At 73.3% G+C, this 24,527-nt stretch carries 24 protein-coding genes; 19 read left to right on the forward strand and 5 right to left on the reverse strand.

Annotated features, from left to right (window positions below):
- The first annotated feature begins 1 nt into the window (after nt 1).
- From rapZ to HDA32_RS08635, 8 genes are all read left to right on the forward strand, one after another.
- On the forward strand, nt 2–886 hold the full coding sequence (gene rapZ, locus HDA32_RS08600; RefSeq protein WP_179642686.1) for an RNase adapter RapZ: 885 nt from the start codon (nt 2–4) through the stop codon (nt 884–886).
- A gap of 188 nt (nt 887–1,074) precedes the next feature.
- Nucleotides 1,075–2,073 carry a gluconeogenesis factor YvcK family protein gene (locus HDA32_RS08605; protein ID WP_179642687.1) on the forward strand — a complete coding sequence of 333 codons (999 nt, stop codon included), beginning with the start codon at nt 1,075–1,077 and terminating at the stop codon, nt 2,071–2,073.
- 246 nt (nt 2,074–2,319) lie between these two features.
- A complete protein-coding gene (whiA, locus tag HDA32_RS08610; protein WP_179642688.1) occupies nt 2,320–3,300 on the forward strand; it encodes a DNA-binding protein WhiA in 981 nt (326 codons plus the stop codon).
- A gap of 262 nt (nt 3,301–3,562) precedes the next feature.
- Nucleotides 3,563–4,570 (forward strand): type I glyceraldehyde-3-phosphate dehydrogenase, encoded by a 1,008-nt coding sequence (gene gap, locus HDA32_RS08615; protein ID WP_179642689.1) that lies wholly within the window; start codon nt 3,563–3,565, stop codon nt 4,568–4,570.
- Nucleotides 4,571–4,662: 92 nt separating this feature from the next.
- Complete coding sequence (locus HDA32_RS08620) at nt 4,663–5,850, forward strand: phosphoglycerate kinase (RefSeq protein ID WP_179642690.1); 1,188 nt, start codon at nt 4,663–4,665, stop codon at nt 5,848–5,850.
- 7 nt (nt 5,851–5,857) lie between these two features.
- Nucleotides 5,858–6,643 (forward strand): triose-phosphate isomerase, encoded by a 786-nt coding sequence (gene tpiA, locus HDA32_RS08625; RefSeq protein WP_179642691.1) that lies wholly within the window; start codon nt 5,858–5,860, stop codon nt 6,641–6,643.
- Between the two features lie 310 nt (nt 6,644–6,953).
- Nucleotides 6,954–7,190, forward strand: coding sequence for a preprotein translocase subunit SecG (gene secG, locus HDA32_RS08630; RefSeq protein WP_179642692.1), 237 nt, complete (start codon nt 6,954–6,956; stop codon nt 7,188–7,190).
- A 120-nt stretch (nt 7,191–7,310) separates the two neighbouring features.
- Nucleotides 7,311–7,682 (forward strand): RNA polymerase-binding protein RbpA, encoded by a 372-nt coding sequence (locus tag HDA32_RS08635; protein WP_179642693.1) that lies wholly within the window; start codon nt 7,311–7,313, stop codon nt 7,680–7,682.
- A gap of 111 nt (nt 7,683–7,793) precedes the next feature.
- Here the strand turns inward: HDA32_RS08635 and HDA32_RS08640 are convergent, their stop codons facing one another.
- Nucleotides 7,794–8,555 (reverse strand): IclR family transcriptional regulator, encoded by a 762-nt coding sequence (locus tag HDA32_RS08640; protein ID WP_179642694.1) that lies wholly within the window; start codon nt 8,553–8,555, stop codon nt 7,794–7,796.
- Nucleotides 8,556–8,750: 195 nt separating this feature from the next.
- On the opposite strand from HDA32_RS08640, the gene HDA32_RS08645 reads away from it, so the two are divergent.
- The 8 genes from HDA32_RS08645 (at nt 8,751) to HDA32_RS08680 (ending at nt 18,581) form a co-directional block, all read left to right on the forward strand.
- Complete coding sequence (locus HDA32_RS08645) at nt 8,751–9,707, forward strand: ring-cleaving dioxygenase (RefSeq protein WP_179642695.1); 957 nt, start codon at nt 8,751–8,753, stop codon at nt 9,705–9,707.
- Entirely contained in the window at nt 9,704–10,348 is a 645-nt protein-coding gene (locus HDA32_RS08650; RefSeq protein WP_179642696.1) for an alpha/beta hydrolase, read from the forward strand. Before HDA32_RS08645 ends, HDA32_RS08650 begins: the two co-directional genes overlap by 4 nt.
- Before the next feature lie 255 nt (nt 10,349–10,603).
- Nucleotides 10,604–12,148: a histidine ammonia-lyase gene (gene hutH / locus HDA32_RS08655; RefSeq protein ID WP_179642697.1), complete on the forward strand. Its 1,545-nt coding sequence runs from the start codon at nt 10,604–10,606 to the stop codon at nt 12,146–12,148.
- A 48-nt stretch (nt 12,149–12,196) separates the two neighbouring features.
- Nucleotides 12,197–13,894, forward strand: a complete 1,698-nt coding sequence (hutU, locus tag HDA32_RS08660; protein ID WP_179642698.1) for a urocanate hydratase — start codon at nt 12,197–12,199, stop codon at nt 13,892–13,894.
- 244 nt (nt 13,895–14,138) lie between these two features.
- Nucleotides 14,139–15,377, forward strand: a complete 1,239-nt coding sequence (locus HDA32_RS08665; protein WP_179641195.1) for an allantoate amidohydrolase — start codon at nt 14,139–14,141, stop codon at nt 15,375–15,377.
- A complete protein-coding gene (locus HDA32_RS08670; RefSeq protein WP_179642699.1) occupies nt 15,374–16,762 on the forward strand; it encodes a formimidoylglutamate deiminase in 1,389 nt (462 codons plus the stop codon). Before HDA32_RS08665 ends, HDA32_RS08670 begins: the two co-directional genes overlap by 4 nt.
- On the forward strand, nt 16,759–17,964 hold the full coding sequence (gene hutI, locus HDA32_RS08675; RefSeq protein WP_218882376.1) for an imidazolonepropionase: 1,206 nt from the start codon (nt 16,759–16,761) through the stop codon (nt 17,962–17,964). Before HDA32_RS08670 ends, hutI begins: the two co-directional genes overlap by 4 nt.
- A gap of 167 nt (nt 17,965–18,131) precedes the next feature.
- Nucleotides 18,132–18,581 carry an ACT domain-containing protein gene (locus tag HDA32_RS08680; RefSeq protein ID WP_179642700.1) on the forward strand — a complete coding sequence of 150 codons (450 nt, stop codon included), beginning with the start codon at nt 18,132–18,134 and terminating at the stop codon, nt 18,579–18,581.
- Here the strand turns inward: HDA32_RS08680 and HDA32_RS08685 are convergent.
- The gene (locus tag HDA32_RS08685; protein ID WP_179642701.1) at nt 18,578–18,847 is read right to left on the reverse strand and encodes an Lsr2 family protein; all 270 of its coding nucleotides are present in this window, start codon (nt 18,845–18,847) and stop codon (nt 18,578–18,580) included. The genes HDA32_RS08680 and HDA32_RS08685 overlap by 4 nt on opposite strands.
- A 373-nt stretch (nt 18,848–19,220) precedes the next feature.
- Between HDA32_RS08685 and HDA32_RS08690 the strand changes: the two genes are divergently transcribed.
- From HDA32_RS08690 to HDA32_RS08700, 3 genes are all read left to right on the forward strand, one after another.
- Nucleotides 19,221–19,673: a DoxX family protein gene (locus HDA32_RS08690; protein ID WP_179642702.1), complete on the forward strand. Its 453-nt coding sequence runs from the start codon at nt 19,221–19,223 to the stop codon at nt 19,671–19,673.
- Between the two features lie 311 nt (nt 19,674–19,984).
- Nucleotides 19,985–21,538, forward strand: a complete 1,554-nt coding sequence (locus HDA32_RS08695) for an alkaline phosphatase D family protein (RefSeq protein WP_281370375.1) — start codon at nt 19,985–19,987, stop codon at nt 21,536–21,538.
- On the forward strand, nt 21,535–22,380 hold the full coding sequence (locus HDA32_RS08700) for a polysaccharide lyase family protein (protein ID WP_179642704.1): 846 nt from the start codon (nt 21,535–21,537) through the stop codon (nt 22,378–22,380). Before HDA32_RS08695 ends, HDA32_RS08700 begins: the two co-directional genes overlap by 4 nt.
- 67 nt (nt 22,381–22,447) lie before the next feature.
- Here the strand turns inward: HDA32_RS08700 and HDA32_RS08705 are convergent, their stop codons facing one another.
- The 3 genes from HDA32_RS08705 to HDA32_RS08715 form a co-directional block, all read right to left on the reverse strand.
- Complete coding sequence (locus HDA32_RS08705) at nt 22,448–22,744, reverse strand: TFIIB-type zinc ribbon-containing protein (protein WP_179642705.1); 297 nt, start codon at nt 22,742–22,744, stop codon at nt 22,448–22,450.
- Between the two features lie 111 nt (nt 22,745–22,855).
- Nucleotides 22,856–23,014, reverse strand: a complete 159-nt coding sequence (locus HDA32_RS08710) for a hypothetical protein (protein WP_179642706.1) — start codon at nt 23,012–23,014, stop codon at nt 22,856–22,858.
- 140 nt (nt 23,015–23,154) lie between these two features.
- Nucleotides 23,155–24,441: a Gfo/Idh/MocA family protein gene (locus HDA32_RS08715; RefSeq protein WP_312863407.1), complete on the reverse strand. Its 1,287-nt coding sequence runs from the start codon at nt 24,439–24,441 to the stop codon at nt 23,155–23,157.
- Nucleotides 24,442–24,527: the final 86 nt, after the last annotated feature.

The following is a 24,527-nucleotide window of genomic DNA, read 5'->3' on the forward strand; positions in this document are numbered from 1 at the left end:
GATGACCAACAGCCTCGGTGGGGAGCTTCCGCCCGAGATCGTCGTCGTCACGGGCATGTCGGGGGCCGGGCGCAGCACGGCGGCGCGGGCGCTGGAGGACCTCGACTGGTTCGTCGTCGACAACCTGCCGCCGGGGCTGCTGCCCACCATGATCGACCTGGCGGGCCGCACGCAGGGCGCGGTGCCCCGCGTCGCCGCCGTCGTCGACGTGCGCAGCCTGGCCTTCACCGAGGACCTGCTCTCGACCGTCGAGGAGCTGCGCCTGCGCGGCATCGCGGCGCGCGTGGTGTTCCTGGAGGCCGGCGACGAGGCGCTGGTGCGCCGGTTCGAGGCGGTGCGCCGCCCGCACCCGCTGCAGGGCGACGGCCGGCTCACCGACGGCATCGCCCGCGAGCGCGAGCTGCTGCGCGCGGTCCGTGGCGAGGCCGACCTCGTCATCGACACCTCCCAGCTCAACGTGCACCAGCTCAAGGCCAAGGTCATCGGCTTCTTCGGAGAGGCCGAAGAGGCCCACCTGCGGGCCAACGTCGTCTCCTTCGGGTTCAAGTACGGGCTCCCCGTGGACGCCGACATCGTCATGGACTGCCGCTTCCTGCCCAATCCGCACTGGGTGCCGGAGCTGCGCCCGCTGACCGGCCGCGACGCCCCGGTCCGCGAATACGTGCTGGCCCAGCGCGGCGCCAAGGAGCTCCTCGACGCCTACACCGAGGTCCTGCGCCTGCTGGTCTCCGGCTACCTGCGCGAGGGCAAGCACTACATGACGCTGGCCGTGGGGTGCACCGGCGGCAAGCACCGCAGCGTCGCGATGGCCGAGCAGTTCGGCGACCGCATGCGGGAGGAGGGCCTGGAGGTCCACGTCGTCCACCGCGACCTCGGGCGGGAGTAGCGGCGCAACGGGGGCCGCACCAGCACGAGTGGCCAAGTGCGGTGGTCGTCCATAGCATTGCTCCATTCATGGGGTGTTTTGCAGGGCATTGCTCCACTCGCGAGCGGCCGCCGGGCGTCGCCCGGGGCCCGCGGCGAGCGCTGACACGGCTCGTGCACGGATTCGGATCATGAGGTACGCACGCTCAGATGTCGGGCTATGAGGACGCGGAGAACGCGCGCCAGGAACACGGGAGCGACGCCCTGCCGCCACGGGTGGTGGCCCTGGGCGGCGGGCACGGGCTGTACGCCTCCCTCTCGGCCCTGCGCCGGGTGACCACCGATGTCACCGCTGTGGTGACGGTCGCCGACGACGGCGGCTCCAGCGGCCGCCTCCGCCGCGAGCTGGGGGTGCTGCCGCCGGGCGACCTGCGGATGGCGCTGGCCGCGCTGTGCGGCGACGACGAGTGGGGCCACACCTGGAGCGAGGTGATCCAGCACCGCTTCCGCTCCGAGGGGGAGCTGCACGGCCACGCCGTCGGCAACCTGCTCATCGTCGCGCTGTGGGAGCTGCTCGGCGACTCGGTGGCCGGCCTGGACTGGGTCGGCCAACTGCTCGGGGCGCACGGCAGGGTGCTGCCGATGTCGTCGGTGCCGCTGGACATCGCGGCCGAGGTCGAAGGCGTCGACCCGGCCCGCCCCGACGAGGTCACGACCGTGCGCGGCCAGGTGGCCTGCGCCAGCACGCGCGGGCGGGTGCGCTCGGTCTCGCTGGTGCCCGAGAAGCCGCCGGCCTCCCAGCAGGCGGTCAAGGCGGTGCGCGAGGCCGACTGGGTCGTGTTCGGCCCCGGTTCCTGGTTCACCAGCGTCCTGCCGCACCTGCTGGTCCCGGAGCTGGCCGACACGCTGGTGCGGACCCGGGCCCGCCGGGTGGTGGCGCTGAACCTGTCGCCGCAGCAGGGAGAGACCGACGACTTCGCCGCCCACACCTACCTGGAGGTGCTCAGCGCCCACGCGCCCAATCTGGGCGTGGACGTCGTGCTGGCAGACCCCGATGTCGTGGAGGACACCGGACGGCTGCGCCGCGCCGCGGAGAAGCTGGGCGGCCGCCTGGTCCTGGCCGACGTCGCGGCGCGCGACGGCTCCCCGCGCCACGACCCGGACCTGCTGGCCGCGGCCTTCGACGAGGTGTTCCGGGAGGCCCCGTGACCGGCCGCGGCCGGCCGGCGGCCGCATCGGCGCTCGGCCCGACATAAGGGCCCGACCCGGCCGATGAGCGGCGATAGACGGCAAGCTCATTCAGAGCGGAAAACCCGACTCGCCGGATTGATCAGGGACAATGGACACGCGTCCAAGGGCGTGGCACAGCCCGGATCGGCCAGTAGTCTGCCACGGGAGGACGCCTTCTCACACGGCGTCCTCGCTCCAGCGAGTTCCAGGGGGAGGACCACATCCATGGCGATGACCGGCGTGGTGAAGGACGAGTTGAGCAGGCTGACCGTTCTCAAGCCATGCTGTCGCAAGGCCGAGGTCTCCACGGTCCTGCGCTTCACCGGCGGCCTGCACCTGGTGAGCGGGCGGATCGTGATCGAGGCCGAACTCGACACGGGCGCGGCGGCGCGGCGACTGCGCAAGGACATCTCCGAGGTGTTCGGCCACGAGTCCGAGGTCGTCGTCCTGTCTCCCAGCGGCCTGCGCAAGGGCAACCGCTACGTCGTCCGGGTCATCAAGGACGGTGAGAGCCTGGCCCGCCAGACCGGGCTGATCGACGGCAACGGCCGCCCGGTGCGCGGGCTGCCCCGGCACGTGGTCGCGGGCGGGACGTGCGACGCGGAGTCGGCCTGGCGCGGGGCCTTCATCGCGCACGGCTCGCTCACCGAGCCGGGGCGCTCGATGTCGCTGGAGGTGACCTGCCCCGGCCCCGAGGCCGCGCTGGCGCTGGTCGGTGCGGCCCGTCGGCTGAAGGTGCACGCCAAGGCCCGCGAGGTGCGCGGGGTGGACCGGGTCGTGGTACGCGACGGCGACTCCATCGGCGCGCTGCTGACCCTGCTGGGCGCCCACCAGAGCGTGCTGGCCTGGGAGGAGCGGCGCATGCGGCGCGAGGTCCGCGCCACCGCCAACCGGCTCGCCAACTTCGACGACGCCAACCTGCGGCGCAGCGCCCGCGCCGCGGTCGCGGCCGGTGCGCGGGTGGAGCGCGCGCTGGAGATCCTCGGCGACGACGCGCCCGAGCACCTGGTCGCGGCGGGGCGGCTGCGGCTGGCGCACAAGCAGGCCTCGCTGGAGGAGCTGGGCCAGTTGTCGGACCCGCAGTTGACCAAGGACGCCATCGCCGGGCGGATCCGGCGCCTGCTGGCCATGGCCGACAAGCGGGCCGCCGACCAGGGCATTCCGGGCACCGACGCCAACCTCACCCCCGACATGCTGGTGCCCTGACGACCGCCGCCGCAGAGTGGAATGAGGCAAAAACCCGACCAAATGGTCTAGACCTCTACGGGGTGGTGGTGCGAGTATGGTCACCGGCACTCGGGGGGCCGTCACCGACCGCGGGTCCGCCACGGCCGCCCGCCGGAATTGGCGATAGGCTCGGTCACAACCCCGACGCATGTTTCCGCGGTTCGGCGCGGGTCGTGCCAGAGCACGTCGAAGCACGTCGAACCGTGCCGAGATACATCGAACACGTGAGGAGAATGGTTCCGTGACCATCCGTGTAGGCGTGAACGGCTTCGGTCGGATCGGCCGCAACTTCTGGCGCGCGGTCCAGGCCGCCGGGGGCAGCGAGGTTGAGATCGTCGCGGTCAACGACCTCACCGACAACGCCACGCTCGCGCACCTGCTCAAGTACGACACCGTGCTCGGCACGCTGGAGGGCGACGTCGAGGTCGGCGCCGACAGCATCAGCGTCGGCGGCAAGAGCATCAAGGCGCTGGAGGAGCGCGACCCGGCCGCGCTGCCCTGGGGCGACCTGGGTGTGGACGTCGTCATCGAGTCCACCGGCCGGTTCACCAAGGCCGAGGACGCCAAGAAGCACATCGACGCCGGCGCCAAGAAGGTCATCATCTCCGCCCCGGCCAAGGGCGAGGACCTGACCGTCGTCATGGGCGTCAACGACGACAAGTACGACGCGGCCAAGCACCACATCGTCTCCAACGCCTCCTGCACCACCAACTGCGTGGCGCCGATGGCCAAGACGGTGCTGGACAACTTCGGCATCGTCAAGGGCCTGATGACCACGGTCCACGCGTACACCAACGACCAGGTCATCCTGGACTTCCCGCACAAGGACCTGCGCCGGGCCCGCGCCGCGGCGCAGAACATCATCCCGACCACCACCGGCGCCGCCAAGGCCACCGCCCTGGTCCTGCCCGAGCTGCAGGGCAAGCTGGACGGCATGGCCATGCGCGTCCCGGTCCCGGACGGCTCCGTCACCGACCTCGTGGTCGAGGTGGAGCGCGAGGTGAGCAAGGACGAGGTCAACGCCGCGTTCAAGGCCGCGGCCGAGGGCCCGCTCAAGGGCATCCTGCGCTACACCGAGGACCCGATCGTCTCCTCCGACATCGTCGGCACCTCGCCGTCCTGCACCTTCGACGCCACCCTGACCATGACCTTCGGCAACCAGGTCAAGATCATCGGTTGGTACGACAACGAGTGGGGCTACTCCAGCCGCCTCGTCGACGTGGCCAAGCTGGTCGGCGCCGGCCTGTAACTCGCCGCCCACGGCAACGGTGACGCCCTCCCTGCGGGAGGGCGTCACCGCCCATGTACGCGCATCACACCTCCCAGGAGGGGAAGTCAAGCATGCGGACGATCGAGGACCTCGACGTCGCGGGCAAGCGAGTCTTCGTCCGGGCCGACCTCAACGTGCCGCTCGACGGTGACCGCATCACCGACGACGGCCGCATCCGGGCGAGCCTGCCCACCATCAACCACCTGCGCGAGCGCGGCGCGCGCGTCATCGTCGGCGCCCACCTCGGCCGCCCCAAGGGCGAGGCCAAGCCGGAGTTCTCGCTGCGCCCCGTCGCGGTCCGGCTGGGCGAGCTGCTCGGCGCCCCGGTGCGCTTCGCCACCGACACCGCCGGCGAGTCCGCCCGCGCGGTGAGCGCCGAACTGGCCGACGGCGAGGTCGCGCTGGTGGAGAACCTGCGCTTCGAGCCGGGGGAGACCAGCAAGGACGACGCCGAGCGCGCCGAGTTCGCCGACCGCCTCGCCGGGCTCGCCGACCTCTACGTCGGCGACGGCTTCGGTGCCGTGCACCGCAAGCACGCCAGCGTCTTCGACCTGCCCCGGCGCCTGCCGCACGCGGCGGGCGGCCTGGTCTTCACCGAGGTCGACGTGCTGCGTCGGCTCACCGAGTCCCCCGAGCGCCCCTATGCGGTGGTGCTGGGCGGCTCCAAGGTCTCCGACAAGCTCGGCGTCATCGACAATCTGCTCACCACCGCCGACCGCATCCTCATCGGCGGCGGCATGGTGTTCACCTTCCTCGCCGCCAAGGGCTACGAGGTGGGCTCCAGCCTGCTGGAGCGCGACCAGATCGACACGGTCAACGACTACCTGCGCCGCGCCGAGGAGCACGGCGTGGAGTTCGTGCTGCCGGTCGACGTCGTCGCGGCCGACTCCTTCTCCGCCGACGCCGCGCACGACGTGGTCGAGGCCGGCGCCATCCCCGCCGACCGGATGGGCCTGGACATCGGCCCGCGTTCGGCCGAGCTGTTCGCCGCCAAGCTGGCCGACGCCAGGACCGTGTTCTGGAACGGCCCGATGGGCGTGTTCGAGATGGCGCCGTTCGCCGGCGGCACCAGGGCCGTCGCCCAGGGCCTGATCGACTCCGGGGCCTTCACCGTGGTGGGCGGGGGCGACTCCGCCGCGGCCGTGCGGGCGCTCGGCTTCGACGAGAAGGCGTTCGGACACATCTCCACCGGCGGCGGCGCCAGCCTGGAGTACCTCGAAGGCAAGACCCTCCCCGGCATCGCGGCACTGGAAGAGTAGGGCAATCATGGCAAACGCCAAGCGCAAGCCGCTGATCGCGGGCAACTGGAAGCTGCACAACAACCACTTCGAGGCCATCGCGCTGGTCCAGAAAATGGCGTTCTCGCTCAACGGCGCCGACTTCGACGCCGCCGAGGTCGTGGTCCTGCCGCCGTTCACGAGCCTGCGCAGCGTGCAGACCCTCGTCGACGGTGACAAGCTCAAGATCGGCTACGGCGCCCAGGACATCTCCCAGCACGAGAAGGGCGCCTACACCGGCGAGGTCTCGGGGCCGATGCTGGCCAAGCTCGGCTGCTCCTACGTGCTGGCCGGGCACTCCGAGCGCCGCGAGCACCACAACGAGGACGACGCGGTCGTCAACGCCAAGGTCAAGGCGGCCTTCGCCAACGACATCACCCCGCTCCTGTGCCTGGGGGAGGGGCTGGAGGTGCGCAAGGCCGGCGACCAGGTGGCCCACACCGTCGCCCAGCTCGACGGCGCGCTCAAGGGCGTCACCGAGGAGCAGGCCCGCCGCCTGGTCATCGCCTACGAGCCGGTCTGGGCCATCGGCACCGGCGAGGTCGCCACCCCCGACGACGCCCAGGAGGTGTGCGCGGCGCTGCGCGTGCGCCTGGGCGAGCTGTACTCGCCGGAGGCCTCGCGCGAGACGCGGATCCTCTACGGCGGCTCGGTCAAGAGCGACAACATCGCCGGCATCATGGCCAAGAGCGACGTCGACGGCGCCCTGGTGGGCGGTGCGAGCCTCAAGGCCGACGAGTTCGTCAAGCTGGTCCGCTTCCGCGAGCAGTCCTGACCTCCCGCGCCGATTCATTCGGGCCCGCGCCGTTGCTCCGCGTGCGGGTCCGAATGCCCGGGGAAGGGCCCTTCGTCCCCGAAACGGCGCGATCCGGCCGCCCGCATGGCGGTACAGAAGGGTAACGCGCGCTACACTGCGCGCAAGGTTCTTCGTCGAACCGGTCCGCGATGCGCAAGTCACGCGGTAAAATTCAGTATTGTCCCCGGTTCCTCATCCGCCGGGCCGCCGACCGCCTCGGGCGGTGCGACCGCGGAGGAACCCTAGATCGTCAATTCCCCCTCGTTGGGGTCGAGTTACGGGTGAGCACGTGATCCTCGGTCTGTCCGTTGTCCTGATGATCTTCAGCGTGCTGATGATCCTGCTGGTGCTGCTCCACAAGGGCAAGGGCGGTGGCCTGTCCGACCTGTTCGGCGGCGGCGTCACCTCCTCCCTGGGCGGCTCGTCGGTGGTGGAGCGCAATCTCGACCGCCTGACGATCATCACCGCTTCGCTGTGGATCGTCTGCGTCGTCGCCCTGGGTCTGCTGCTCAACCGGGGAGCCTAACCCCCCAGTACCCCCTCGTGCCCGTTACGGTCCGGGCACCAGCGCCCGGCACCCTGCCGCCGTGCGGAGCGCATACCAGGTTTCCCCTCACCGGGGTATGTCCTTGCGAAGGAGTTTTTCGTGGGTAGTGGCAGTGCCATCCGTGGCAGCCGCGTCGGTGCCGGCCCGATGGGCGAGGCCGAGCGCGGCGAGTCCGCGCCGCGGATTCGAGTCCCGTTCTACTGTGCCAACAAGCACGAGGTCGTGCCGAGTTTCTCGCACGAGGCTCAGGTGCCCGAGGAGTGGGACTGCCCGCGCTGCGGCTTCCCCGCGGGCAAGGACCCCGAGAACCCGCCGGCCCCTCCGCGCACCGAGCCCTACAAGACCCACCTGGCCTACGTGAAGGAGCGGCGCAGCGACGCCGACGGCCAGGCCATCCTGGATGAGGCCCTGGCCAAGCTGCGGGCCGACCGCGCGGCCATCGACGCCGCGATGAGGGCCAACGCCAACTGAGCCGGACCCGGCGACCACGACGGCGATGCCCCGCCCGACGGCGGGGCATCTCGTTTTTCCGGGCGCTCCTTCGGGGCGGGCCCGGTCCTTCGAGCGTCCGGAGCGTCGGCGTCAGGCCGGCGCCCGACCGCCCAGCCTGCGGGTGAGTTCGGCCGCGGCGTCGCGGGCGCGCGCGGCCAGCGCGGCGGGCGTGACCGGCCGGGCGCTGGGGACGGTCAGGCCGATCGCCGCCGCAGGGCTCCCGGTGTGGTCGAAGGCCGCGGCGGCCACCGAGGCGAACCCCTCCGCCACCTGCTGGTCCTCGCTCGACCAGCCGCGCCGGCGCTCGTCGGCGAGCAGGTCCCGCAGCTCCCGAGGGGAGGCCGGGCCGCGTCCGGTGCGGCTGACGAACGGTTCGGTCCCGGGGAAGAGCGCCCGCACCTGCGCGCGCGGCAGGCGGGCGAGCATGGCGCGGCCGGACGCGGTCAGGTGCGCCGGCAGCCGCACGCCCACGCCGGTGATCAGCACGGGCGCGTGGCGGGGCTGCTCCTTCAGCAGGTAGAGGGTGTCGCAGCCGTGCAGCACGCCCAGGTGCGCGGTCGCGCCGGTCTCCTCGGCGAGCCGGGTGAGCAGCGGCCGGGCCAGCCGCTCCAGCGGACCGTGGCGCAGATAGGCCGATCCGATCTCGAACGCGGCCACCCCCAGCCCCCACCGCCGCTCTTCGGGCAGGTGGGTGACGAACCCCTCCTCGGCCATGGCCTCCAGCAGTTGGTAGGCGCTGGAGCGCGGCAGTCCCAGGCCCCGCGCGATGGCGGTGGCCGAGACCGGCCCGGCCTGCGCCGCGAGGAAGCGCAGCAGCCGCAGGGCGCGCGTTGCGGCGGGAACATGGCTCATGGGTCGATTCTCGCCGCTGGAACGCGCGCCGGCCTCCCCGCTTCCGGATGCCTCCGCCTCCCGCGGTGCGCTCGGCCCGCGCGCTCCGTGGTCGCCCCGTGCGCGGGAAGACGGGGACGGAGCACCGGCGCGGGAACATAGTTCAATTTTCAACTGTTTGCTACCGTGGAGACCGAACCGGCTGAAGGAGTGACCATGAGCGTGCGCCCCGCGGGAATCCACCACGTAACGGCCGTCGCCAGCGATCCGCAGGCCAACGCCGACTTCTACCTCAACGCACTGGGGATGCGGCTGGTCAAGAAGACCGTCAACTTCGACGCCCCGGAGACCTACCACCTCTACTACGGCGACCGGGCGGGCAACCCCGGCACCATCATGACGTTCTTCCCCTGGCCCGGCGCACCCAAGGGCCGCCTGGGCGCCGGGCAGGCGACGACCACGTCGTTCTCGGTTCCCGAGGGCTCACTCGGCTGGTGGCAGGGGCACCTGGCCTCACTGGGAGTCGAGGCCACCCGGCCGGCCGAGCGGATCGAGGAGGACGTGCTCAGCCTGCGCGACCCCGACGGACTGGTGATCGAACTGGTCGCCAGCACCGACCACCACGACACCGACCCGTGGGACGGCGGTCGGATCCCGGTCGAGCACGCCATCCGCGGCGTCCGCGCGGTCACGCTCACCGAGCACGACCACGAGCGCACCGCCGACATGCTGGCCGGCCGGCTCGGATTCACGCTCGCGGCCGAGCAGAACGGCCGCTACCGCTTCCACACCGCCGACGCCGGGAGCGCCGTGGGCACGGTGGTCGACGTGCTCGCCGACCCGCGCGCACCGCTCGGGCACGTGGCGGCCGGCACCGTCCACCACGTCGCCTACCGCGCCCCGGACGCCCAGGCCCAGGTCGACTGGCGGCAGAGCCTGCTCGACGACGGCGTCGGGGTCACCGAGATCCGCGACCGCTCCTACTTCACCTCGATCTACTTCCGCGAGCCCGGCGGGGTGCTGCTGGAGATCGCCACCGACGGCCCCGGCTTCGACTACGACGAGCCGCTGCTGCAGCTCGGCCGCAGCCTGAAGCTGCCGCCGTGGCTGGAGCCCGACCGGGCCCAGATCGAGCGCGCCCTGCCCGCCGTGAAACCGGGGGACGACGCGTGAGCGGCCTCGGCTTCGAGCACGTGTTCCACCCGGCCGCCGCGCAGGGCGGGCCCACCCTGCTCCTGCTGCACGGCACCGGCGCCGACGAGCACGACCTGCTCGGCCTCGGCCGGGCGCTCGCGCCGGGCGCCGCGCTGCTGTCGCCGCGCGGGAAGGTGAGCGAGAACGGCGCCAACCGCTGGTTCCGGCGGCTGCGCGAAGGTGTCTTCGACGTCGACGACGTCATCGCCCGCACCCACGAACTCGCCGGATTCGTGGAGGAGTCCGTGGCGGCCCGCGGACTCGACCCCGCCTCCGTCGTGGCGGTCGGCTTCTCCAACGGCGCCAACATCGCCGCCGCGACGCTGCTGCTGCGTCCGGACCTGCTGCGCGGCGCCGCCCTGTTCGCCGCCGCCGCGCCCCTGCAGGGGCGCGAGCCCGAACGGGTGGACCTGTCGGCCGCATCGGTGTTCATGGGCGCCGGAACCGCCGACCCGATCACCCCGATCGACCAGGCCCGGCTGCTGGCCACCCAGTTGACCGAGCGCGGCGCGAACGTGCGCCTGCAGGAGCACCCCGGCGGGCACGCCCTGCCCCCGGCCGTCCTCAGCGGCGCGAAGGAGTGGCTGACCGGCCTCGGAGCGGCCACCCGCAGCGGCTGACCCGCCACTGGCCCCGGACCATCCCGAAAACGTGCGTGTCCGTCCCACGCACACCGGAGGGCGCCCCACTGCACGGGGGCGCCCTCCGGATTCTCCCGCGGACCTTCGCGGACCCGGGTGCCGAAGCCGTGGCGGCATCGCGGGGGCCGGCGGAGTCCGGGCCCGAGTCCCTGAGATCGCCATAGTCTGAAATCCCGGACACAATCCCCGTGTCAGAGGTCGCAGACGCAGGTCCGCGCGGCGTCCAATAGAGGCATGTCCACCTCGCTCGCCATTCCGGTCGGCCCGGAGCCGCTCACGTCCGACGACGTCGTGGCCGTCGCCCGCGACGCCGCCGCCGTCCACCTCACCGACGACGCCCGCAAGGCCCTCACCCGGAGCCGTGAACGCGTGGAGTCGCTGGCGGCGGGGGAGCTGCCGGCCTACGGGATCAGCACCGGATTCGGTGCGCTGGCCACCCGGCACATCGCCCCGGACCTGCGCGCCCGGCTGCAGCGCTCGCTCATCCGCTCCCACGCGGCCGGCGCCGGCCCCGAGGCCGAGCGGGAGGTCGTGCGCGCGCTGATGCTGCTGCGGCTGCGCACCCTGGCCTCCGGACACACCGGCGTCCGCCTCCGGACCGCCGAGGCCCTGGCCGCGCTCCTCAACCACGGCATCACCCCGATCGTGCACGAGTACGGCAGCCTCGGCTGCTCCGGCGACCTCGCCCCGCTCTCCCACGTCGCGCTCGCACTCATGGGCGAGGGCGAGGTCCGCGACGCCGCCGGGGAACGCGGCCCCGCCTCCGCCGCCCTGCGCGCCGCCGGCCTGCGGCCGCTGGAGCCGGAGGCCAAGGAAGGGCTCGCCCTGATCAACGGGACCGACGGCATGCTCGGCATGCTGGTCCTGGCAAGCCACGACCTGCGCCGCCTGCTGCGCGTCGCCGACATCACCGCCTCGATGAGCGTCGAAGCGCTGCTGGGCACCGACCGGGTCTTCGCCGCCGACCTGCAACGGCTGCGCCCGCACCCCGGACAGGCCGCGGCCGCCGCGAACATGCGCGCGCTGCTGGCGGGCTCGCCCATCGTCGCCTCCCACCGCGGCCCCGACTGCACCCGCGTCCAGGACGCCTACTCGCTGCGCTGCGCCCCGCAGGTCGCCGGCGCCGCCCGCGACACCCTCGCCCACGCCGAGGCCGTCGCGGACCGCGAACTCGCCTCGGTGATCGACAATCCCGTGGTGCTCGACGACGGCCGAGTGGAGTCCAACGGCAACTTCCACGGCGCGCCCGTCGGCTACGCGCTGGACTTCCTGGCCATCGCGGTGGCCGACGTCGCCGCCATCGCCGAGCGCCGCACCGACCGGATGCTCGACGTCGCCCGCTCCCACGGCCTGCCGGCGTTCCTGGCCGACGACCCCGGCGTGGACTCCGGCCACATGATCGCCCAGTACACCCAGGCCGCGATCGTCTCGGAGCTCAAGCGCCTGGCCGCGCCGGCCAGCGTCGACTCCATCCCGAGCTCGGCGATGCAGGAGGACCACGTCTCCATGGGCTGGTCGGCGGCGCGCAAACTGCGCCGCGCCGTCGACGGCCTCACCGACGTGCTGGCCGTGGAGCTGCTCACCGCGGCCCGCGCCCTGGACCTGCGGGCTCCGCTGGAGCCCTCGCCCGCCACCCGCGCCGTCGTCGCCGCGGTACGCGAGCGCGTCCCCGGGCCCGGCCCCGACCGGCACCTGGCCCCCGAGATCGCCGCCGCCGCCGGACTCATCACCGACGGCACCGTGCTCACCGCCGCCGAGTCCGTGACCCCGCTCCTCTAGCAACCCGGCCGATCCGGCCGCTCACGACCCTCCGCGGAAGGGACCGCCATGACGACCACGCCCGCAGGACCCCGCCCCGTTCGCGCCCCGCGCGGCACCACGCTGTCCGCCCGGTCCTGCAAGGGGTGGCAGCAGGAAGCCGCCCTGCGCATGCTGCACAACAACCTGGATCCCGAGGTCGCCGAGCACCCCGACGACCTGGTCGTCTACGGCGGAACAGGCAGGGCCGCGCGCGACTGGGCGAGCTTCGACCGCATCACCGCCTCCCTGCGCGACCTGGACGGCGACGAGACGCTGCTGGTGCAGTCCGGCCGCCCGGTCGGCATCCTGCGCACCCACGAATGGGCGCCGCGGGTGCTCATCGCCAACGCCAACCTGGTGCCGGACTGGGCGACCTGGGAGGAGTTCCGTCGCCTGGACGCCCTCGGCCTCACCATGTACGGCCAGATGACGGCCGGCTCCTGGATCTACATCGGCACCCAGGGCATCCTGCAGGGCACCTACGAGACGTTCGCGGCGGTCGCGGCCGGGCGCGGCGACGGCCCGGACCGGCCCAGCGGGGACGGCCTCGCCGGCACCATCACGCTGACCGCGGGACTGGGCGGCATGGGCGGGGCCCAACCGCTGGCGGTCACCATGAACGGCGGCGCGGCCATCGTCATCGAATGCGACGCCAGCCGCATCCGGCGCCGCCTGGAGACCCGCTACCTCGACGCGTGGGCGGAGGACCTGGACGAGGCGCTGCGGCTGGCGACGCGGGCGCGCGACGCCCGCCGCCCGCTGTCGGTCGGCGTACTCGGCAACGCCGCCGAGATGGTGCCCGAACTGCTGCGCCGGGGCGCCCCGATCGACATCGTCACCGACCAGACCTCGGCGCACGACCCGCTGGCCTACCTGCCGGCCGGGGTGGCGTTCGAGGAGTGGCGCGAGCGCGCGGCGGCCAAGCCCGAGGAGTTCACCCAACGGGCCAGGGAGTCCATGGCCGCGCACGTGGAGGCGATGGTCGGGTTCATGGACGCCGGCGCCGAGGTCTTCGACTACGGCAACTCCATCCGCGGCGAGGCCAGGGCCGCCGGATTCACCCGCGCCTTCGACTTCCCCGGGTTCGTTCCGGCCTACATCCGCCCGCTGTTCTGCGAGGGGAGGGGCCCGTTCCGCTGGGCCGCGCTGTCAGGGGACCCGGCCGACATCGCGGCGACCGACCGGGCGATCCTCGACCTGTTCCCCGACAACGAGCCGCTGGCCCGCTGGATCCGGATGGCCGGGGAGAAAGTGGCCTTCCAGGGCCTGCCGGCCCGCATCTGCTGGCTCGGCCAGGGAGAGCGGGCCGCGGCCGGGCTGCGGTTCAACGAACTGGTGGCCTCCGGCGAGATCAGCGCTCCGCTGGCGATCGGCCGCGACCACCTCGACACCGGCTCGGTGGCCTCGCCCTACCGCGAGACCGAGGCCATGGCCGACGGCTCCGATGCGATCGCCGACTGGCCGCTGCTCAACGCCCTGGTCAACACCGCCTCGGGCGCGTCGTGGGTCTCGATCCACCACGGCGGCGGGGTCGGCATCGGCCGCTCCGTCCACGCCGGCCAGGTCAGCGTCGCCGACGGCACCGACCTGGCGGCGGCCAAGCTGGAACGCGTCCTCACCAACGACCCGGCGACGGGCGTGCTCCGCCACGTCGACGCCGGCTACCCCCGGGCCAAGGAGGTCGCCGAGCAGCACACCCTCACGGTCCCGATGCGCGAGGACTGAGCCCACGCCCCGCCCCGTCCGGGGGACAGCCGCCCCCAAGGCCGGAGCGGTTCCCATTCTGGCCTTTGTCAAGCCTTGGTGCCAGCGCCGACGGGGCGGCTGTGGACAACCACCCCATCCCGCCCGTTCCGATGTGCGGCGACACGGGGGCGGGGTATCCCCGTCCAGGGGGAGGGCGGGGGACACTGCGGGGGAGCATCGCGCGAAGGCGCGCGGGAACGGCGGAAACGCAGAGGAGGCATCCGTGAGCGACACCTTCGACGGACTGTGGGCCGGGCTCGCGCCGCTGGGGCGCCACCGGAGCACCGGGGGGTACCGGCGCTTCTCCTGGAGCGCGGCCGATGCCGAGGTGCGGGCGTGGTTCGCGGCCGCGGCCGCCGACCGGGGGCTGGACGTCGAGACCGACCGCAACGGCAACCTGTGGGCGTGGTGGGGCGCTCCCGGGCCCGACGCCGTCGTCACCGGGTCGCACCTGGACTCCGTCCCCGACGGCGGCGCGTTCGACGGGCCGCTGGGCGTGGCCGGCGCGCTCGCGGCCGTCGACGAGCTGAGGCGGCGCGGCCTGCGGCCGGCCCGACCACTGGCCGTCACCGTGTTCGTCGAGGAGGAGGGCGCCCGCTTCGGCGTGCCCTGTCTGGGATCCCGGCTGCTCACCGGCGCCATCACGCCCGAGCGCGCCCGCGGGCTCACCGACGCCGACGGTCTCAGTTGGGCCAAGGCCATGGCGGCGGCCGGGCTGGACCCCGACCGCATCGGCGCCGACCCCGAGCGGGCCGGGCGCATCGGCGTGTTCGTGGAGCTGCACATCGAGCAGGGACGCGCCCTGGTGCACCGCGGCGTCCCGCTGGGCGTCGCCAGCGCCGTGTGGCCGCACGGCCGGTGGCGGCTGGACTTCTCCGGCCAGGCCGACCACGCCGGCACCACCCGGCTCGCCGACCGCAACGACCCGATGCTGCCCTTCGCCGAGACCGTGCTGGCCGCCCGCGAGGCCGCGGAGGCCCACGACGCCGTCGCCACGATCGGCAAGGTGCACGTCGCGCCCAACGGCACCAACGCCATCCCGTCCAGGGTGCGCGCCTGGCTGGACGCCCGCGCCCCCGAGGACGTGGTGCTGCGCGCGCTCGTCGACCAGGTCAATGAGGCCGCGCGGCGCAGCTCCGTCCGGCACGGCGTCGCGCTGGCCAGCTACCAGGAGTCGCTGACGCCGATCGTGAAGTTCCGTCCCGGGCTGCGCGACCGGCTGGCCGCCCTCATCGGCGCCGAGGGCGCCCCGGCCCCGGTGCTGCCGACCGGCGCCGGCCACGACGCCGGCACCCTCGCGGCGGCCGTGCCCACCGCGATGCTGTTCGTCCGCAACCCCACCGGCGTCTCCCACGCCCCCGACGAGTTCGCCGAACCCGCCGACTGCCACGCCGGCGTCGCCGCGCTGGCCGACGTGCTCGCCGAACTGGCGGGCGCCGAGACCGAGCGGGGCGCACGGTGACGCCGGGCGCTCCGCGGCGCTACCACTGCGCGTGGGCGCTGCCGGCCGCCGACCCCGGCACTGCGGCCGCGACCGCCGATGTGCTGATCGAGGTCGCCGACGGGCGTATCACCGCGGTCGAGCCGGGAGTCCGCGCGCCCGCCGACGCCGAACGGCTGCCGGGCCTGACCGTCGCGGGTCTGGCCAACGCCCACTCCCACGCCTTCCACCGCGCGCTGCGCGGGCGCACAGGCGAGCACGGCGGCAGCTTCTGGACCTGGCGCGAGCAGATGTACCGGGTCGCCGCCCGCCTGGACCCCGACTCCTACCACCGCCTGGCCCGCGCCGTCTACGCCGAGATGGCGCTCGCCGGAATCACCTGCGTGGGAGAGTTCCACTACCTGCACCACGGGCCGGGCGGACGGCCCTACGGCGACCCCAACGCCATGAGCGCCGCGCTGGTCGCCGCGGCCGCCGACGCCGGGATCCGCATCACCCTGCTCGACACCTGCTACCTCCACGGCGGGCTGCGCGCCGACGGGGCCCGCTCGCCGCTGGAGGGGCCGCAGTTGCGCTTCGGCGACGGTTCCCCCGATGCCTGGGCCGAGCGCCTCGCCGCGTTCCGCCCGCACGGACGGCACGCCCGCGTCGGCGCGGCCCTGCACTCGGTGCGGGCGGTGTCCCCGGCCGACATCGACGACTTCGTCCGGCTGCACGGCGAACTCGGCCGGCCGTGGCCGGCCGTGCACATCCACCTCTCCGAGCAGCCGGCCGAGAACGAGGCGTGCCTGGCCGCCCACGGCCGCACCCCGGCGCAGCTCCTCGCCGACACCGGGTTCCTCGACGCGTGCCGCCCCACGCTCGTGCACGCCACCCACCTCACCCCGGGCGACGTGAAGCTGATCCGCCAGACCCGCTCGCGGGTGTGCCTGTGCCCGACCACCGAGCGCGACCTCGCCGACGGGCTGCCGCCGACGGGCGACCTCGGCCCCGGGGTCCCGCTGGTCCTGGGCAGCGACGGCCACTCGGTGATCGACATGTTCGAGGAGGCGCGCGGCGCCGAGATGCACGAACGGCTGCGCACCGGGCGGCGCGGCGGCGTCGCGCCGGACCGGCTGCTGCGGTCGCTGCACGAGTCCGGCCACGGCGACGGCCTCGGCTGGGACGGGGCCGGCCGGATCGAGGCGGGGTCACGCGCCGACCTCGTCAACATCGACCTCGGCGGGATCCGCCTCGCCGGATCCGACCCCGCGCGCGCCGCCGACGCCGTCGTCTTCGCCGCCACCGCGGCCGACGTCCGCCACGTCATGGCCGACGGGCGCTGGATCGTGCGCGACCGCGCGCACCTGGCGGTCCCCGACGCCGCAGCCGAACTCGACCACGCCATCAAGGAGCTGTTCGCTTGAGCACCCCGCAGTCCCTGCTCATCGACGACATCGGAGTCCTCGTCACCAACGATCCGGCCCTGGGGGACGGGCCGTCCGGCCGGATCGAGGGGGCGGCGCTCGTCCTCGCCGGGGCCCGGATCGCCTGGGCCGGCCCGCGCGCGCAGGCCCCGGCCGCCGACGCGCGGGTCGACGCCGCCGGGCGCTGCGTCATCCCCGGCTTCGTCGACAGCCACTCCCACATCGTGTTCGCCGGCGACCGCAGCGAGGAGTTCGCCGCCAGGATGAGCGGCCGCCGCTACGAGGCGGGCGGGATCCGCACCACCGTGGCCGCCACCCGCGCGGCCTCGGAGGCCGAGCTGCTGGCCAACGCGGTGCGGCTGCTGCGAGAGGCCCGCTCCCAGGGCACCACGACGCTGGAGGTCAAGTCCGGCTACGGGCTCAGCGTCGCCGACGAGGAGCGCGCGGTGCGCGTGGCCGCCCGGCTCACCGAGGAGGCCACCTTCCTCGGCGCGCACGTCGTGCCGCCGGAGTACGCCGACGACCCCGCCGGCTACGTCGACCTCGTCACCGGGGCGATGCTGGACGCCTGCGCCCCGCACGCCCGCTGGATCGACGTGTTCTGCGAACGCGGGGCCTTCGACGCCGACGCCGCCCGGCGGGTCCTCACCGCGGGCCTGGAGCGCGGTCTGCTCGCCCGCGTACACGGCAACCAGCTCGGCCCCGGCCCCGGCGCGCGGCTGGCCGTCGAGCTCGGCGCCGCCTCGGTGGACCACTGCACGCACCTGGACGCCGACGACGTCGCCGCGCTGGCCGATCCCGCCTGCGGCACCGTCGCCACCCTGCTGCCCGGCGTCGACTTCGCCACCCGCCAGCCCTACCCCGACGCCCGGGCCCTGCTCGACGCCGGGGCGACCGTGGCCCTGGCCGGGGACTGCAACCCCGGGTCCTGCTACACCTCCAGCATCGCCTTCTGCATCGCCCTGGCCGTCCGCGAGATGCGCATGACACCGGAGGAGGCGCTGTGGGGCGCCACGGCCGGCGGCGCCCGCGCGCTGCGCCGCACCGACATCGGCCACCTGGCGGCGGGCGCCCGCGCCGACCTGGTGCTGCTGGATGCGCCCAACCCCGTCTACCTGGCCTACCGGCCGGGGGTGCCGCAGGTCGCGGCGGTCTGGAAGGACGGAGCTCTGGTGAGCGGCAGCACGGGCGCCGCAGGGTGAGCGCGCCCGGGCCCGGCGGACGGCGGAACCGGTCGAACCGGTCGGACGCACACGATCCGCGCTTCTAACACGGATGTAGCGCCGCTGAAACGCGTCCCCGTCAGGCTGGAGGGAGCCGCGAACCGCGCCGTCGATCCGGCGGGCGCGCACCACCCGAGGGGGAGAACATGACCCTGTGGCGCATCCGCACCGTCGTCGAGGACCGGCCCGGCCGGCTCGCCCGGGCCGTCGACGCCATGGTCGGCCACGGCGGCGACATCGTGGGGCTGTCCATCCACGCCGACGCCGCCGGAGCGGTCGACGAGTTCATCGTCGACACGGTCGCCGACAACCGGCCCATGCAGCAGATCATGCGCCGCCTCGGCGCGACCGTCCGGCCGCCGCGCGACGGCGTCGTCCAGGCGCGGCTGCCCGTCGCGGGCACGGCGCCCTCGCGCCGTCCGGGGCGCCTCATGGCACTGATGACGCAGGCCGGCGCGGCGGGCGACCCCGACCCGGGGACCGGCGGCGGCAGGGATGAGCCGAAGGCCGGCCCAACAGGGGGCGGGCCGGCCTTCACCCCCTTCAGCGCCGCTGGTCGGTGGAGAAAGGCCGTGCGGCGGGGCCGAGGTCTCTAGGCGTTCGCGGACTCGTTCTCGGCGTCCTGGGCCTTGGCGGCGGACTCCTCGGCCTTGGGCTTGCTCGCGCGGCGCTTCTTCACCGGACGGGAGTAGTCGACCAGCGGCTCGAACCGGGTCTCGTACTCCTTCTTGCACTCGGCGCAGGCGTCGACCTCGCGAACGGTGCCCTCCCAGGCGAACTGGACGACCTCGGTCGCCTCGACCTTCTCGTCGCGGACGGCGTGCGGGTCGCAATACTTGCGCGTGAAGACCTCGGTGACCACGGCAGTGGCATCCCTTCGGTAGTCGGTATGGGGACTGGCGTCAAAATCATACACGCGTTCGAAGGGGTGCGCCGGGGGTTTGCCGCGTCCGCTGCGCGAGCAGGGAGGGTGGAGCGGGCGTCCCGGTGAGCCTAGCGAAATCTCGCGGGTTCCCGGACCCCGGCGCCCCGGTCGGGGGCGGGCGGGGTGCGACCCTGTGGTCATCGTCACTTCACGTATCGGCTCGGGTGCGAATACGATCCATTTTCTAGGAAGATATTTTCTGGCTTGCGATCTGGGTCGGTGCGGCGTCGCCCGCGTCCGCTCGGGCGGCCCTCCCCCGGCACCGGCCCATCGAGCCAGGGCCCGTTCCCACCAGGAGAGAGACGACACGATGACCGGACAGACTCCGACGGCACCGAACCGGGTGGCCGATGTGGCGGTGCTGATCGCGCGCATCGCCGTCGGCATCACCTTCATCGCGCACGGCTGGCAGAAGATCGGCTCCGGGGTGAGCGGAACCGCGTCCATGTTCGAGGCCATGAGCGTGCCGATGCCCGAAGTGGCCGCGGTGATCGCCATGGTCGTCGAGTTCGGGGGCGGCATCGCGCTGCTCCTCGGCTTCGCCCTGCCGGTGACGGGCGTCCTGCTGGCGGCCCAGATGGCGGCGGCCTACGTCTTCGCCCACACCGCGGACCCGCTGCTCGGCGGGTACGAGCTGGTGCTGGTACTGGCCGCCTCGGCGCTGGCGCTGGGCTTCACCGGCGGCGGCATCGCCGTGGACCGCTTCCTGCCCTGGGGACGGCCGCGCGGCGCCGACCGTCCCGAGCCGGCCGGCGTCGCCTAGCGCGCCCGTCCCGGCGAAGGAGGCCGTCCGCCCTTGGGGCGGGCGGCCTTTTTCGTGCCAGGTGCGCCAGGTGTGGCTGAGGGGACACTTGCCGCCATGTGTGCGAAAAGGGGTAATGGGGGCAACCGGGCCGACACGGAACTTGTCGGTCAGAGTCCACCCGCGCCTCATCTCGTATCAATCCGAGGTCAAGGCGTGGCTCTGAGTATCGATGCGCCATGTCCCCCAGCGGATGGGAGCGATGAATGGTCCGACAGGACGGCTCTACCACCCCCGGACCCCCCACCCCCGACCGGCGTACCTTTCTGGCCATGACCGGAATCAGCGCCGCCGCCTTCGCCCTGGGTATCGAAGCCCCCGCACACGCGTCCCCCACCGCCTCCAGCGTCCCCGCCGACCCCTTCGGCCTCGGAATCGCCTCCGGCGACCCCACCCACAACGGGGTCGTGCTGTGGACCCGACTGGCACCCGACCCGCTGGCCGAGGACGGCCACGGCGGAATGCCGCTGCGCGACGTCACCGTCGAGTACGAGGTGGCCGCCGACGAGCGCTTCAGCAAGGTCGTCAAGCGCGGCAGGGCTGTGGCCTCGCCCGAACTCGCGCACGCGGTGCACCCCGAGGTCAAGGGGCTGCGGCCCGGGCGCGAGTACTTCTACCGGTTCCGCGCCGGACGCGAGATCAGCCCGGTCGGCCGCACCAGGACCGCGCCCGCGCGCGGCGCCGCGGGCTCGCTGGCCTTCGCGATCGCCTCCTGCCAGGCCTGGTACCACGGCCACTACACGGCCTACCGCGACATGGCCGCCCAGGACCTGGACCTCGTGCTCTTCCTGGGCGACTACATCTACGAGTACGGCATCACCGCGGCGAACCTGTGGCGCCAGGGGACCGGCGGGCTCGGCCGGGCGCACGCCGCCGCGACCGTCACGCTGGAGCAGTACCGGCTGCGCTACGCCCTGACCAAGAGCGACCCGCACCTGCAGGCCGCGCACGCCGCGGCCCCCTGGGTGGTCACCACCGACGACCACGAGGTCGAGAACAACTACGCCGACGACAACTCCCAGTACGGCGTCGCCCCGCGCGACTTCCAGCGCCGCCGCGCCGTGGCCTACCGCGCCTGGTACGAGAACCAGCCGCTGAGCCGGGAATCGCTGCCCTCGGGCCCCGACATGCGGCTGTACCGGAGGCTGCGCTTCGGGCGGCTGGCCGAGTTCAACGTGCTCGACACCCGGCAGTACCGCGACAACGTCCCCTCCGACGGCGGCGCGACCGGGGGCGAACACACCGACCCGGACCGCTCGATCCTCGGATCGGCGCAGGAGAAGTGGCTGTACAAGGGCCTGCGCGACAGCGAAGCCACGTGGAACGTGCTCGCCCAGCAGGTCGTGATGGCCTCCGTCGACCGCGACACCGGCGACGGCGTGACCTACAGCATGGACCAGTGGGACGGCTTCACCGCCAACCGGCGGCGGCTCTTCGACACCATCGCCGAGCACGACGTCGCCAACCCCCTGGTGCTCACCGGCGACATCCACCGCCACGCCGCGGCCGAACTCAAGGCCGACTTCGGCGACCCCGACTCCGCGACCATCGGCACCGAACTGGTCACGACCTCCGTCGCCTCCGACGGCGACGGGTCCGACAGCGACAACCTGGCCCCGATCTGGCTGGGCAACCCGCACGTGCGGCTCTACAACGCGCGGCGGGGATACGTGCAGGTGAACATGACCCCCTCGGAGGTGACCTCGGACTTCAAGGTGATCGACCAGATCGAGGCCGACGCCGACGGCAACGTGACCACGGCCGCCCGGTTCGTCACCGAGGCGGGCCGGCCCGGACTGGAGCAGGTGGCGGGAGGAGTCCAATGAGCGGGCGCGACCCCAGACCGGTGACCGGTGTGCGGACCGAGGGACGGATCGGCGCGGTCGACCTGACCTGGCGACTCACCCCCTGGGAACCGCTGGTCGACCACTACGCGATCCACGCCGCGGAGTCGGCCGACGTCGAGATCTCGGAGCGGACGCTGATCGGAAAGACGGTCTACGGCCGCTTCACCCACGACACGCTCGGCCCCCGGAGCCGGACCCTGCACTACCGGATCGTCACCGTGGACGCCGGAGGCGGGCGCAGCCGGCCGTCCAGGACCGCCAAGGGCGTCTCCACCGCCTCCATGGTGGTCGCCGGGACGCCCATCGCGCAGGTGGGGGAGTTCGACTCCAAGAGCCTGGAGCTTGCGCTGGCCCCCGACCGCGGGCAGCGCGACTACGTCTCGCGGTTCCCCGACGGCGTCGACTTCCTCCACGGCGCCGACGATCCGGCCCAGGACTGGTGCTACCTGCACCCCGGCCCGGCCGACGCCTGGGGCGGGCGCAGGCGGCACACCTTCCGGCTGCGCTTCTCGCTGGAGGAGGCGCCGAGCGCGCCGCTGGGCCTGGCGATCTGGCTGATCGACACGCACGCGAGCCTCGCGGGAACGGCGACGATCGCCGTCAACGGCGCCGACATCGAGGAGGTGGAATTCCGCGGCGGGGCCACCCGCGGCTCCCTGGAGGGCGACGCCACCGTCCCCGGGACGGCGCTGCGGCCGTCATTCGTTGAGCGGGAGCTGCCCGCGGCGAACTTCCGCGCGGGCGAGAACGTCATCGCGATCACCAAGACGAGCGGGTCCTGGCACGCCTACGACGCCGTGGGCGTCTTCCGGCTGGACTGAGCCGTCCCGCGAAGGGGCGCCCGGAACGGTCCGGGCGGCCCTTCGCCGCCGCTTCAGAGGCCGCTCCTCACTCGAAGATCTCGTCGAGGAAGCTCTTCTGCCGCCGGCGGCGCTCGCCCTGGTAATCCCGATGCCCGTGGGCTTCGGCCTCCTCGGGCCCGCCCTCACGGCGGCGGCGCCCGCCCACGTACTCGGAGTCGGTCTCATGGCCCCGGGTCCAGCGGTGCTCGGCATCCAGGAGCTGTTCCAGTTCTCCGCGGTCGAGGAAGATCCCCCGGCACTTCCCGCACTGGTCGACGGTGACGCCGACGAGGGTGTGCCGCGCCAGGGAACCGGGGCACTTGGGGCAGGTCAGTTCGGTCATGCCGACTTGGACACCCCGCGGCGCCCGCCGGTTCCACCGAATCCGCGCCCGATCCGGGGCTCCTCCCGTCCCGCCTCCGGCGCCGTGCCCGGCGGCCCGGGCCGGTCGGCCTCAGGCGCCCCTGCGACCGATCACGAGGGCCGCCGCGGCCAAGGCGGCGTAGGCCACCAGCGCGGCCGGCGCCACCGTCGTGCTGGAGGCGAGCAGCGCGGGGACGCCCTCCGACACCGGCGCCTCATCGCCGAGTTCGCACGCAGGGCCGAGCTGCACGCGCGACCGGGTCCTCCTGATCGAGCTCTGATCGCTGAGTCTGCGGGGCGAGGTGGAACCTCCGATGCACGGCCCCGCTGTGCCGTCGGCGCTACGCGCACCGCGACAGCCAACCCCTGTGCACACCCGATCGCCAAATGTCAATGAGGGGGGCGTCCGGCCAGCAGCCCCGCCACGTCCACCGGCGCGCCGCTCCCGATCGAGGCGTTGGCGGCCAGACCGGTGAGCAGCGCCCTGGCGCCGTCCTCGTGGTTGGCGCGCATGCCGATGCGCTCGGCGCCGAACAGGGTCGCGAGCATGCGGGCGTCACCGCCGCCGTGCCCGCCACCGCCCACGGTGACCGGAACGGTGACCGGCGACTCCCAGTGCCGGCGCAGGGTCAGGGCGGAGGTGATGTCCTCCTTGGGCGCCGGCATGCCGCGGACGGGGGTGCGCTCGTCCTGCTCCGGCGAGACGTGCGGGTTCTCCACGACGTCGAGCTCCAACCGGCCTCGGCTGCCGGTGATCGCCACCCGGTAGCCCTCCCAGGGGGAGTAGGCGACCAGGTGGTAGCTGAGCTTGGCGCCGGACTCATAGCGCACGAGCACCGACATGTCGTCCTCGATGCTGACACCGGAACCGAACACGTTCTGGTCGCGCCGGTAGCCGTCCTCATGCTCGGCGTCGAGGTAGAGCGTCCTCATCGCCGGGCTGTCGCTCATGTGCAGGGCGAACGGGTCGTCCTGGGCGGAGGCCTCGCCGTGCGCCCGGTCGTAGTCGGCGGCCAGCCCCCTGCGCCGGCCGTTGGCCTCGCCGTAGAAGAACAGGTCGCCCCAGGCGAACACCGTCTCGGGCCCGGTTCCCAGCCACCAGTTGACCAGGTCGAAGTGGTGGCTGGACTTGTGGACCAGCAGGCCGCCGGAGCTGCGCTTGTCGCGGTGCCAGCGGCGGAAGTAGTCGGCGCCGTGCCGCAGGTCCAGCAGCCACTCGAAGTGGACCGAGCCGACCTCGCCGATGGCGCCGTCGCTCACCAGCTCGCGCACCTTGGCGTGCACCGGGTTGTAGCGGTAGTTGAAGGCCACCGTCATCCGGCGGCCGGTGCGCTCCTGAGCGGCGAGGATCCGGCGGCACCCCTCCAGGTCCGCTGTCATCGGCTTCTCGGTGACCACGTCGCAGCCGGCCTCCATCGCGGTGGCGATGTAGTGCGCGTGGATGCTGTCCACGGTGCAGACGACGACCTCGTCCACCCGCTCCTTGACCAGCATCTCGGCGAAGTCTCGGGCGGAGTGGGCCGGCACCTCCTCCCGTCCGTTCTCGCGCACGATGGCGTTGTGGGCGCGCATGCGCGTCTCGTTGGTGTCGCAGAGGGCCACGAGCTCCGCATGGTCGGCGTGGGTGGAGGTGAGGGCGTCGGTGTACATCCGCGCCCGTGAACCGGTTCCCACGATGGCGAAGCGGCGACGGCCGGACCGTCGCGCCGTCCCGGGGCCGCTGGTGTGGTCGGTGTTGGCTCTGGAATCGCTCACCCTCTTAC

This window comes from Spinactinospora alkalitolerans, assembly GCF_013408795.1.
Lineage (GTDB): Bacteria > Actinomycetota > Actinomycetes > Streptosporangiales > Streptosporangiaceae > Spinactinospora > Spinactinospora alkalitolerans.

Excerpts from the sequence above, each read along its gene's own strand:
- rapZ (WP_179642686.1), top strand. The coding sequence starts at position 2 with ATGACCAACAGCCTCGGTGGGGAGCTTCCGCCCGAGATCGTCGTCGTC.
- HDA32_RS08605 (WP_179642687.1), top strand. The coding sequence starts at position 1,075 with ATGTCGGGCTATGAGGACGCGGAGAACGCGCGCCAGGAACACGGGAGC.
- whiA (WP_179642688.1), top strand. The coding sequence starts at position 2,320 with ATGGCGATGACCGGCGTGGTGAAGGACGAGTTGAGCAGGCTGACCGTT.
- HDA32_RS08620 (WP_179642690.1), top strand. The coding sequence starts at position 4,663 with ATGCGGACGATCGAGGACCTCGACGTCGCGGGCAAGCGAGTCTTCGTC.
- tpiA (WP_179642691.1), top strand. The coding sequence starts at position 5,858 with ATGGCAAACGCCAAGCGCAAGCCGCTGATCGCGGGCAACTGGAAGCTG.
- HDA32_RS08640 (WP_179642694.1), bottom strand. The coding sequence starts at position 8,555 with ATGAGCCATGTTCCCGCCGCAACGCGCGCCCTGCGGCTGCTGCGCTTC.
- HDA32_RS08645 (WP_179642695.1), top strand. The coding sequence starts at position 8,751 with ATGAGCGTGCGCCCCGCGGGAATCCACCACGTAACGGCCGTCGCCAGC.
- hutH (WP_179642697.1), top strand. The coding sequence starts at position 10,604 with ATGTCCACCTCGCTCGCCATTCCGGTCGGCCCGGAGCCGCTCACGTCC.
- hutU (WP_179642698.1), top strand. The coding sequence starts at position 12,197 with ATGACGACCACGCCCGCAGGACCCCGCCCCGTTCGCGCCCCGCGCGGC.
- HDA32_RS08680 (WP_179642700.1), top strand. The coding sequence starts at position 18,132 with ATGACCCTGTGGCGCATCCGCACCGTCGTCGAGGACCGGCCCGGCCGG.
- HDA32_RS08690 (WP_179642702.1), top strand. The coding sequence starts at position 19,221 with ATGACCGGACAGACTCCGACGGCACCGAACCGGGTGGCCGATGTGGCG.
- HDA32_RS08695 (WP_281370375.1), top strand. The coding sequence starts at position 19,985 with ATGACCGGAATCAGCGCCGCCGCCTTCGCCCTGGGTATCGAAGCCCCC.
- HDA32_RS08700 (WP_179642704.1), top strand. The coding sequence starts at position 21,535 with ATGAGCGGGCGCGACCCCAGACCGGTGACCGGTGTGCGGACCGAGGGA.
- HDA32_RS08705 (WP_179642705.1), bottom strand. The coding sequence starts at position 22,744 with ATGACCGAACTGACCTGCCCCAAGTGCCCCGGTTCCCTGGCGCGGCAC.